Here is a 9,805-nt window from a genome sequence, read left to right as displayed (position 1 = left end):
GTGTGCGGGTGGGGCCGGAGACTGCCGGGGCCCGGCCCCACCCGAGCGGGATCCCTACCAGCCGGTGCCGATCTGGACGCGGTCGCCCAGGGTGTTCATGCCGTTGAGCGAGCCGGTGCCGGGGTAGGCGTAGAGGTTGCCGCTCTCGTCCCGGGCGACGAGGTCGTCGGTGCCGTCGGAGTTGAGGTCGCCCGGAGTGACGATCTGGCTCATCGCGTTCCAGCCGGAGCCGATCTGGACGCGCTCGCCGAGGGTGTTCATGCCGTTGAGCGAGCCGGTGCCCGGGTAGGCGTAGAGGTTGCCAGTACCCGTCTCGACGGCGACGGCGTCCGCCTTGCCGTCCTTGTTGACGTCGATACGGGCCACGTCGTGCATCCCGGACCAGCCACTGCCGATCTTGACCCGGTCGCCGAGGGTGCTCATCCCCTTGACCGAGCCGGAACCCGGGTAGAGGTAGAGGTCGCCGGCCGCGCTCTCGGTGGCCAGGACGTCGGCCTTGCCGTCGCCGGTGTAGTCGCCGACCGTCACATTGGTCATGCTGTTCCAGCCGCTGCCTATCTTGACGCGGCTGCCGAGGGTGCCGCTTCCGTTGACGGCGCCGGAGCCCGGGTAGAAGTACAGGTCGCCGGTGCTGGTCTCGGTCGACAGGACGTCCTGGGTGCGGTTGCCGTCCAGGTCGCCGCCGGCCAGGTGGGTCATGCCCGCGTCGGCCGGGGTCACGGAGGAGTCACTGTTGAGGACCGGTGAGATGTAGCCGCTGATGGTCTGGCCCCAGGGAGCCTGGCCCACCTGCCAGCGGGACGTGGACTCGGTCTGCACGATGCCGTCGGGGTGGGTCCGGTGTCCCTCGTTGCCGCCCACCATCGTCACGTTGGTGCCGTCGAAGCCGGTCACCAGGGCGACGTGGGCGGCCCAGTCCACGCCGTTGTAGTCGTAGACGACCGCGTCGCCCACCTTCGGGGTGCTGTGCAGGGTGCCGTTGACCTTGCCGTACTTGTAGAAGCTGGCCGCGCCGTCGGTGAGCGTGCCGAGGCGCGCCACGTCGTAGTGGGACCACACCCAGCCGACGAAGTCCGCACACCACGCGTGGGAGACGCCCGAGCTGTTGCAGCTGCTGCCCTGGCTGTTGATGTGGGTCCAGTAACCACCGTGGGCGCAGGGGCCGTTGCCGACCTCGCCCCGGGCGAGCGAGGCCATGGAGGATCCGGCGTCGGCCTGCGCGGGCGCGGCACTCAGACCGGTGACGGCGGCCGTGGCCACCAGGGCGGCGAGAGCGGACTTCTTGAGGTGGATGAACTTGGACATGGCGGTATCTCCTGTAGGTGAAAGGTCTGCGAGAGCGAGAGCGAGAGCGAGAGCGAGAGCGAGAGCGAGGGCGCAGGGGAAGGGGAGGGGGAGCGGCGAACGGGGCTGCGGCTACCAGCCGTTGCCGATCCGGGTGCGGTCGGCGAAGCCGCCGTCGCCGTTGCCGGGGTAGAAGTAGAAGGTGCCGGTGGAGCCGGTCGGCGCCTGGACCGCGTCGAGGTCGCCCTTGCCGTCGCCGTTGAAGTCCGCGCCGACGAGCTGGCGCATCGAGTCCCAGCCGCTCCCGATCCGGTCGCGGTCGCCGAGGGTGTTCATGCCGTTCAGTGAGCCGGTGGCGGGGTACTTCCACAGCGAGCCCGACGGGTCGACGGCGACCAGGTCTGCGGTGCCGTCGGAGTTCAGGTCGCCGGGGGCGGCCAGTTCGGTCATGGCGTTCCAGCCGGAGCCGATCTGCGCGCGGTCGCCGAGGGTGCTCATCCCGGCCGCGCCGCCGCTGCCCGGGTAGGCCCACAGCGCACCGCCCGAGTCGATGGCCAGCAGGTCGGGCCTGCCGTCCTTGTTGACGTCGAGCGCGGTGAGGTCGCGCATCGCGCCCCAGCCGGAGCCGATCCGGACACGCGCGCCGAGGGTGTTCATACCGCCCGCCGTGCCGCTGCCGGGGTAGACGTACAGATTGCCGGTGGTGTTCTCGACGGCGGCCAGGTCGGCCCTGCCGTCGCCGGTGAAGTCGGCGGCGGCGAGCTTGCTCATCCCGCCCCAGCCGGAGCCGATGCGGACCCGGTCGCCCAGCGTTCCGTCGCCGTTGCCCGGGTAGAGGTACAGGGTGCCGGTGGCGGACTCGACGCCCACCAGGTCCTTCTTCCCGTCACCGGTGAGGTCGGCGGCCGTGAGGTGGACCATGCCGACCGGTGCGGGCGGGGTGGTGGGGTAGGGCGTGGCGTGGTCGTCGGCGAGCCCGGCCTCGGCCCCGCAGCTGCCCCAGGCGCCCGCGCCCTGCCCGGCGAGGATCCTCTCGGCCACGATGATCTGCTGCTGCTTGGTGGCCTGGTGGGGGTACGAGGCGTACTCGCGGCCGCCGAACGCGTTCCAGGTCGACAGAAGGATCTGCAGGCCGCCGTAGTATCTGTTTCCCGTGTTGATCTGCCAGTTGTCGGTGGACTCGCAGTGGGCGACCTTGTCCCAGGTGGCGACCGAGGCGGCGTGGGCGGACCCGGTGGAGGCCAGCGAGAGGGTCGCCCCGGCGAGGGCGATCGCGGCGGTGGCGGCGGTCCTGGCGGTACGGGAGGACGTGCGGGGGTTTCTGGGCATGACGGAGCCTCACATCGGCGAAGGGGAAGGGGAGAAGGCGGGGAGTCCGGCGGCGCGCAGGGCGTGACAGAGGCACGCGGCGCGGACGGGTCGCAGGGAAGTCGGCGGGAGGCGGGCTGCCACTGCCGCAGGTGCGGCCATGCCGGCCGGGCACAAGCCGGAGCGGCGGGCTGCTACGGCTGCCCTGCGGGAGCAGCCGTCGGCGCGGGGCTCACAGGCCGCGGAAGAAGAGGCCGCGGGCCGTAACGGGAGCTCCGGGCCCGGGTGTTACGACCAGCCCATCGTCTGCTGGGTGGCGACGGTGGTGGCGGCCGGATCGGCGTGCACCGGGGCGGAGGACGCCGATCCGGCGGAGGCGGCGGCCACGCCGAGGACGGAGACGAGAAGGGCGGCGACCGCGGCGGCCTGGGCGACGGAGGTACGAAGCATGACGAAAGTCCCTTTCAACGGTCAGGCGCCCGGAGGGCCGTACGGACGGGCACTCCGGTGTGCTGACGGTGTGTCGGCGATCTGGAACCGGCTCGCATCCCGCGGTGACGCTGTCCGGTTCCGGCCTGCCGGGGTGTTCCCTGCTGGCGAGAACTACTTTCGTCGCTGGTCGGACTAGGTGGAAGGGCTTTCGGGTGGCCCCAACGGGCCATGGACGGTTCCGTCCGCCGCCGCTGTCGCAGGGCCGGAAGCGGACAGCAGCGACTCGTAGAACGGGGCGACCATCGGGACCCGGGCGCCCAGCAGCCACCAGCCGCCGAACTCCGGGCGGCGCAGGGCCCGTCGGCACACCTCGGCCGCCCGCGCCTCGGCGGCGGCCAGGCCGTCCGCCCGTACATAGAGGCCGATCACGGGGTGGGGCTGTGCGTCGGGGTGGACGGCGACATGCTCGATGCCGTCCTCGTCCCGGGCCTGGGCGCGCACCAGGGAGCGCGTTCCTTCAGGGAGGCGGGCGTCGAGGGGCCCGCGAAGACTGGCATGGACGAGATACATGGATCAGACTCTTCCAAATGATCAACTGACCCGCCAGCGAAGCAAGGTGGCCATTTCCGGCCGTGGCCGCTTCCGGCCGGCGCATTGACTGTCGCCGTGCCGCACCGGAGGTATATACCTGAACGTGGCATGATCCCTTCTGACCCGGGGGGGTTGTTTCACCGGCTTTGAGGGGGTTGCTCGATGCTGACCGCATTGGGGCTCGACGCGGCGGCGGAATCGGTCTACCGCGCCATGCTCGCCGATCCGCGGGGCGGGGTCACCGAGCTCGTGGCACGGCTGGACCGGCCGGAGGACGAGATACGCGACGCCCTGGACGTACTGAGCGAGCTCGCCCTCGTACGGCCGTCGGCCGAGCGGGAGGGAAGCCTGCGGGCGGTCTCGCCCGACATCGGCATGGAAATCCTCATGGCCCGTCAGCAGGCGGAACTGGCCGCACAGCAGCAGCGGTTGGAGGCGTCCCGTGCCGTCGCCGCCCAGCTGATCGCGGAGTACGCGGATCTGCGCCCGGCGGCGTCCAGCCCGGGCGTCGAGCAGCTCGTCGGCATCGACCAGATCCGCGACCGCCTCACCCGCCTCACCCGCGACGTCACGGGCGAGGTCATGTCCTTCGCTCCCGGCGGCGCCCAGCCGGCGGCCCAGATGCAGGCGTCGCGGCCGCTGGACGAGCAGTTGCTGCGCCGGGGTGTGCGGATGCGCACGCTCTACCTCAGCAGCGTGCGCAACGACCAGCCCACCGTCGAGTACGCCGGCTGGCTCGCCGGTCTGGGCGGCCAGGTGCGTACCGTGCCCGATCTGCCCACCCGGATGATCATCACCGACCGCTCCACGGCGGTGATCCCGGTCAGCGGCGACGACACCGGCGCCGGTGCGGTCCTCCTCACCGGCCAGGGCACACTCATGGCGCTGTGCGCGCTGTTCGAGAGCCTCTGGGCGGGCGCCCAGCCCCTCGGAGAGGCCGCGACCAGGGACGCGAACGGGCTGAGCCCCCAGGAGGCCACCACCATCGCGCTGCTGGCCCAGGGCCACACCGACGAGGCCATCGCCAAGCGCCTCGGCGTCTCGCAGCGCACCGCCCGCCGCATCGCGACCGATCTGATGGAACGCCTCGGCGCCCGCAGCCGCTTCGAGGCGGGCGTGCGCTCGGTACAGCACGGCTGGCTGCCGTCGACTCCGGGCTGACGCGCCTTTGACGCGGCGTGTCCGGATGTGACAGGGAAGCGTCATTGCGGTCATCGGGGGCGGCGGTGAGGATGGGTGCATGCCCCTTACCCACCGCGTCGTCATCGCGGTCTTCCCCGATGTCGACCTCCTCGACGTCACCGGCCCGGCCGAGGTGTTCGCCCTGGCCAACCGGGAGACCGCGGGCCGGGCCGGCTACCGGGTCGTGCTGGCCGGGCCGGTCGCGGGCGAGGTGCGGACCTCGGCGGGCGTACGGCTGCAGGCCGATCTGGGCTTCGCCGAGGTCGGCGCAGAGGTGGACACCCTGCTGGTGCCCGGCGCGGTCGACATGACCGACGCCGGACCCACCGCCCGTATCGACACCGAGGTCGTCGCGTGGGTGAAGGAGACCGCCCCGTACGCCCGGCGGGTGGCCTCGGTGTGCGTGGGCGCGCATCTGCTGGCGGCGGCCGGGCTGCTGGACGGGAAGACGGCGACCACGCACTGGTCGACCGCCGCCCAGCTCGCCGCCGACCACCCGGCGGTCACCGTCGACCCGGACCCGATCTTCGTACGCACCGATCGCGGGCGGCTGTGGACCGGGGCCGGGATCAGCGCCTGTCTGGACCTCGCACTGGCCCTGGTGGCCGAGGACCTGGGCGAGGACGTGGCGCTCGCGGTGGCCAGACAGCTGGTCATGTACCTCAAGCGGCAGGGCGGGCAGAGCCAGTTCTCCGTCCCGCTCAGCCGGCCCGCCGCCTCTCGCCGTGACATCGACGAGCTGCGGCTGTGGATCGCCGAGCACCTCGACGAGGACCTGTCCGCGCCGGCCCTGGCCGCGCGGATGTGTCTGAGCGAGCGGCATTTCGCGCGCGTCTTCAAACAGGAGACGGGCGCCAGCCCGGCCACCTACGTCGAGGCGGCGCGGGTGGAGGTGGCCCGGCGCCTCCTTGAGACCACCGACTGCCCCCTAGACCAGGTCGCGGCCGCGGCCGGGCTCGGCTCGGCCGAGACCCTGCACCGGTCGTTCAAGCGGCAGCTGGCCACCACGCCTGCGGCGTACCGCCGCCGCTTCCGCACGACCTGACCCCTTCTTCCCGCCAACCCCACAGACCTGGCGCGCGAGTGCGCCACGGCTTAGAGCCTGTTTCCGAACCCCCGCCTGCGCCCCGACGCCCGGCACGCACCCTCGCCGCACGGCGACGCAGGACAGGTGGCTCCGCCACATGACCTGCGCCACCGCGCGCCGAGCGCACGCACCGAACGCCGCTGCGCCCGCCCTCCGGGCGGACGACGGGGGTTCGGAAACAGGCTCTTGCTTCGCCATGCCCAATCAACCCTCGAAAGGCACCCGATGAACACGAACAAGCCCGAGACCGCCCAGCTCTCCACGGCCCAGCCCTCCTCGACCCTGCGCAAGGTGATGGGCCTGGACGACCGGGCGCCCCGGCTGAGCGAGTCCGTCCTCATCATGATCGACTTCCAGAACACCTACCGGACCGGTGTCATGGCCCTCGACGGCGCGGACGAAGCCGTCGCCGCCGGTGCCCGGCTGCTGGCGCGCGCCCGTGCCGCGGGCACCCCGGTCGTCCACATCGTCAACGACGGCGGGGAGAACACCCCGTACGACATCCGCGCCCACATCGGCGCCGTCATCGACGAGGTCGCTCCGGCGGACGGCGAGCCGGTCGTGGTCAAGCAGGTCCCCAACGCCTTCCACGCCACGGAACTGGAGAAGACCCTGACCGATCTGGGCGTCGCGCCGGGCAGCGGCAAGGACCTGATCCTGGCCGGTTTCATGACGCACATGTGCGTCAACTACACCGCCCAGGGCGCCTTCTACCTCGGCTACCGCCCCACGGTCGTCGCCGAGACCACCGCGACACGCACCCTCACCACTCCCGACGGCACGCTCCTGCCCGCCTCCACGCTCCAGTCCGCGGCCCTGACCACGATCACGGATCTGTTCGGCACGGTGGTCCCCACGGTGGAGGAGCTCCCCGCCTGACCGCACGTCCGCGAGCCCGCGGCATCCGCGACTCAGAGCACCGTGCTGCCGAGCGGCTGCTCCGGGCTCGCCGCCGGTGGGACGAAGAACACCGCGGAGCCGTAGTGCTCGACGAAGGGGCTCAGCGCGTCGTGGCCCGCGAGGCGGCGCTGGACGCGGGTGAAGAGGCTCGGGTCGTTCATATAGGCCAGGAAGAGCAGGCCCTGGTCGTCGGGGGCGTTGTCGTAGGAGTAGCCGCGGCGCAGTATCCGGGCGCCGCCGTCGAAGCGGGGGTGGGCGAGGCGGACGTGGGCGTCGGCGGGAAGCAGGTAACCGCCCTGCGGCGTCTTGGCGAAGAGGTCGGGCTCGGCGTGTTCGCGGCCGCCCTGGAGGGGGCCGCCGTGTGCCTTGCGGCGGCCCATGACCCGTTCCTGGCGTTCCACCGGCAGCGTGCCGAACTCCGCCGTCGCCAGGCGGATACGGCGGACCACCAGGTAGGTGGCGTCGTGGTGGGGCCCGGGTCCGAGCCACACCCACCGTTCGGCCTGCTTCGCGCCCGGATTGGCGGTGCCGTCCTTGAAGCCGAACAGGTTGCGGGGGGTCTCCCCGGGCGGTGCGGCGGGGAGGAAGCCCGCCTGGCGCCAGCGCGGGCGCAGCACGCCCGGCGCGGCCTGTTCCAGCCGCCGTGCGAGGTCGGCGCAGGCGGTCGGGGTGGCGGCGCAGATCTGCAGGAACACCTGGCCGCCCCCGGCTTCGGGGCGCAGCCGGTCCCCGGCGAAGGCGGGGAGGTCGCGCAGCGCCTCCGGTGCACGTGAGCCGAGGCGGTGGAACAGGGAAGGGCCGAGGCCGACCGTGACGGTCGAGCCGTCGCGGGCCGTGAGTACGGGCGTCCAGGCGGCCAGCATCCGGCGCACGGACTCCCGGCCCGCAGGCCCCTGGGTGCCGGGGCCCACGTCGTAGGACAGCAGCAGCGCACGGGGAGGCTGCGGGTCCGTCACGCCCGGCTGGCGGCCGGGCCGGGAGGGCGCGGTGGGAGCCGGGGCGCGGGACCCCTGGCAGCCGGCCACGGCGGCGGCCGTGCCCAGGGCGGCCAGCCCGCCGAGCAGCCCGCGCCGGGCGGGCCCGTCCCCGCCGGTCGGTGGCCTCACCTCGGAGCCCGGTGACGACCGGTCTCCCACGCGGTTCGCGCGGGAGCGGCATGGAGAGGCACGCAGTTCATTTCCATCCCCTTTCCTGCCCTTGACAGGGCAAGTAGTCATATAAGGGGTGTAGTTCGCATTCGCGGCGCTTGGCACGATACACCTGGGCCCGTGCTCGCTCTCGCTTCTCGTCCTTTGCGGCGGCGTCGGTTCGGCCTGGCCGCCGCCGGCCTGTCCGCCGTGCTGCTGCTACTCGTTCCGGCGTGTTCCGGCCCGGTGGACGACTCGGCGCCGCCCGGGCGCGGCCCGGCCGCCACCCTGCGTGTGCCGCGTGACTTCGGGTCCATCCAGCGTGCGGTGGACCACGCGCACCCCGGCGATCTGGTGCTGGTCGCGCCCGGTGTCTACCGGGAGAGCGTCACGCTCGCCGCGTCCCGCGTCGTCCTGCGCGGCGCGGACCGCAACGGCACGGTCATCGACGGCGAGTTCCGCCGTGCCAACGGCGTCACCGTGACCGGCGCGGGGTCGGCCGTGGAGAACCTGACGGTCCGTAACCACCTCGCCAACGGTGTGCTGTTCACCGGAGTGACCGACGCGGCCCGGCACACCGGCGGCGCCGGGGGAGCGGGCTACGAACGGCTCGACACCAAGGCGTACCCCCCGCTCAAGGGCTTCCGCGCGTCCTATGTCACCGCTCACAACAACGCGCTGTACGGCATCTACGCCTTCGACGCCCGTGAGGGGATCATCGAGGACTCGTACGCCTCCGGCCAGGCCGACTCCGGGATCTACGTGGGCCAGTGCAGGCCGTGCCTCACCACCGTCCGGCGCAACACCGTCGAGCACAACGCGGTGGGCATCGAAGTCACCAACGCCTCCGAGGAGTTGTACGTCCTCGGCAACACGGCCCGCCACAACCGCGTCGGGGCGACGGTGAACTCCAACGACCTGGAGGCCCTGGCCCCCCAGCACCGCGCGGTGTTCACCGGCAACGCCTTCACCGACAACAACGACGACCGCAGCCCCGAGCAGGCGGACGGCGGTTACGGCATCGGGATCGGACTGGGCGGCGGGACGGACAACACCGTCGAGCGCAATCTGATCAGCGGCAACCGCCGGGCCGGGGTGCTGCTGACCGATGTCGCCGGATACCCGGCGGCCCGTAACGCGGTCCGCGACAACCGGGTCACCGGCAACGGGGCCGACCTGGTGCTCGCCACCTCCGCCGTCGCGGGCAACTGCTTCGACGGCGACACGCCCGAGCGGGTGTCCCCGGCGGGGCTCACCGAGACGGCGCGCTGCGGGCGGCCTGCGGGGCGGTGGCGGGTTCGACGCCCGTGAGGGGATCATCGAGGACTCGTACGCCTCCGGCCAGGCCGACTCCGGGATCTACGTGGGCCAGTGCAGGCCGTGCCTCACCACCGTCCGGCGCAACACCGTCGAGCACAACGCGGTGGGCATCGAAGTCACCAACGCCTCCGAGGAGTTGTACGTCCTCGGCAACACGGCCCGCCACAACCGCGTCGGGGCGACGGTGAACTCCAACGACCTGGAGGCCCTGGCCCCCCAGCACCGCGCGGTGTTCACCGGCAACGCCTTCACCGACAACAACGACGACCGCAGCCCCGAGCAGGCGGACGGCGGTTACGGCATCGGGATCGGACTGGGCGGCGGGACGGACAACACCGTCGAGCGCAATCTGATCAGCGGCAACCGCCGGGCCGGGGTGCTGCTGACCGATGTCGCCGGATACCCGGCGGCCCGTAACGCGGTCCGCGACAACCGGGTCACCGGCAACGGGGCCGACCTGGTGCTCGCCACCTCCGCCGTCGCGGGCAACTGCTTCGACGGCGACACGCCCGAGCGGGTGTCCCCGGCGGGGCTCACCGAGACGGCGCGCTGCGGGCGGCCTGCGGGGCGGTGG

The 9,805-nt window shown here is 72.4% G+C and carries 10 protein-coding genes; 5 read left to right on the top strand and 5 right to left on the bottom strand.

Translation table 11 applies throughout. The features are described 5' to 3' along the window. Nucleotides 1-54 precede the first annotated feature (54 nt). The 4 genes from A8W25_RS14325 to A8W25_RS14315 form a co-directional block, all read right to left on the bottom strand. Nucleotides 55-1,305 (bottom strand): FG-GAP-like repeat-containing protein, encoded by a 1,251-nt coding sequence (locus A8W25_RS14325; protein WP_067161310.1) that lies wholly within the window; start codon nt 1,303-1,305, stop codon nt 55-57. Nucleotides 1,306-1,416: 111 nt separating this feature from the next. Beyond that, on the bottom strand, nt 1,417-2,613 hold the full coding sequence (locus tag A8W25_RS14320; RefSeq protein WP_067161308.1) for an FG-GAP-like repeat-containing protein: 1,197 nt from the start codon (nt 2,611-2,613) through the stop codon (nt 1,417-1,419). A 267-nt stretch (nt 2,614-2,880) separates the two neighbouring features. Continuing rightward, a complete protein-coding gene (locus tag A8W25_RS33960) occupies nt 2,881-3,042 on the bottom strand; it encodes a hypothetical protein (RefSeq protein WP_158942520.1) in 162 nt (53 codons plus the stop codon). A gap of 174 nt (nt 3,043-3,216) precedes the next feature. Continuing rightward, the gene (locus A8W25_RS14315) at nt 3,217-3,594 is read right to left on the bottom strand and encodes a hypothetical protein (protein WP_067161306.1); all 378 of its coding nucleotides are present in this window, start codon (nt 3,592-3,594) and stop codon (nt 3,217-3,219) included. A 183-nt stretch (nt 3,595-3,777) separates the two neighbouring features. On the opposite strand from A8W25_RS14315, the gene A8W25_RS14310 reads away from it, so the two are divergent. From A8W25_RS14310 to A8W25_RS14300, 3 genes are all read left to right on the top strand, one after another. Further along, the gene (locus A8W25_RS14310) at nt 3,778-4,776 is read left to right on the top strand and encodes a helix-turn-helix transcriptional regulator (protein WP_067161304.1); all 999 of its coding nucleotides are present in this window, start codon (nt 3,778-3,780) and stop codon (nt 4,774-4,776) included. A 79-nt stretch (nt 4,777-4,855) separates the two neighbouring features. Next, nucleotides 4,856-5,842, top strand: a complete 987-nt coding sequence (locus A8W25_RS14305) for a GlxA family transcriptional regulator (RefSeq protein ID WP_067161302.1) — start codon at nt 4,856-4,858, stop codon at nt 5,840-5,842. 267 nt (nt 5,843-6,109) lie between these two features. Then, entirely contained in the window at nt 6,110-6,763 is a 654-nt protein-coding gene (locus A8W25_RS14300; protein ID WP_067161301.1) for an isochorismatase family protein, read from the top strand. A gap of 32 nt (nt 6,764-6,795) precedes the next feature. On the opposite strand, the gene A8W25_RS14295 is transcribed toward A8W25_RS14300, so the two are convergent. Continuing rightward, nucleotides 6,796-7,890, bottom strand: coding sequence for a Dyp-type peroxidase (locus A8W25_RS14295; RefSeq protein WP_234386450.1), 1,095 nt, complete (start codon nt 7,888-7,890; stop codon nt 6,796-6,798). A 162-nt stretch (nt 7,891-8,052) separates the two neighbouring features. On the opposite strand from A8W25_RS14295, the gene A8W25_RS14290 reads away from it, so the two are divergent. After that, complete coding sequence (locus tag A8W25_RS14290) at nt 8,053-9,222, top strand: right-handed parallel beta-helix repeat-containing protein (RefSeq protein ID WP_234386449.1); 1,170 nt, start codon at nt 8,053-8,055, stop codon at nt 9,220-9,222. Further along, nucleotides 9,191-9,805, top strand: a 615-nt coding sequence (locus tag A8W25_RS14285; protein WP_199831752.1) for a right-handed parallel beta-helix repeat-containing protein, incomplete at its 3' end; no start/stop codon positions are given. The genes A8W25_RS14290 and A8W25_RS14285, both read left to right, overlap by 32 nt.

Source organism: Streptomyces sp. ERV7 (genome assembly GCF_001653515.1).
Taxonomy (GTDB): domain Bacteria; phylum Actinomycetota; class Actinomycetes; order Streptomycetales; family Streptomycetaceae; genus Streptomyces.
This window is presented reverse-complemented; position numbering and strand designations above follow the sequence as displayed.

Excerpts from the sequence above, each read along its gene's own strand:
- A8W25_RS14305 (WP_067161302.1), top strand. The coding sequence starts at position 4,856 with ATGCCCCTTACCCACCGCGTCGTCATCGCGGTCTTCCCCGATGTCGAC.
- A8W25_RS14300 (WP_067161301.1), top strand. The coding sequence starts at position 6,110 with ATGAACACGAACAAGCCCGAGACCGCCCAGCTCTCCACGGCCCAGCCC.
- A8W25_RS14325 (WP_067161310.1), bottom strand. The coding sequence starts at position 1,305 with ATGTCCAAGTTCATCCACCTCAAGAAGTCCGCTCTCGCCGCCCTGGTG.
- A8W25_RS14320 (WP_067161308.1), bottom strand. The coding sequence starts at position 2,613 with ATGCCCAGAAACCCCCGCACGTCCTCCCGTACCGCCAGGACCGCCGCC.
- A8W25_RS14310 (WP_067161304.1), top strand. The coding sequence starts at position 3,778 with ATGCTGACCGCATTGGGGCTCGACGCGGCGGCGGAATCGGTCTACCGC.
- A8W25_RS14315 (WP_067161306.1), bottom strand. The coding sequence starts at position 3,594 with ATGTATCTCGTCCATGCCAGTCTTCGCGGGCCCCTCGACGCCCGCCTC.
- A8W25_RS33960 (WP_158942520.1), bottom strand. The coding sequence starts at position 3,042 with ATGCTTCGTACCTCCGTCGCCCAGGCCGCCGCGGTCGCCGCCCTTCTC.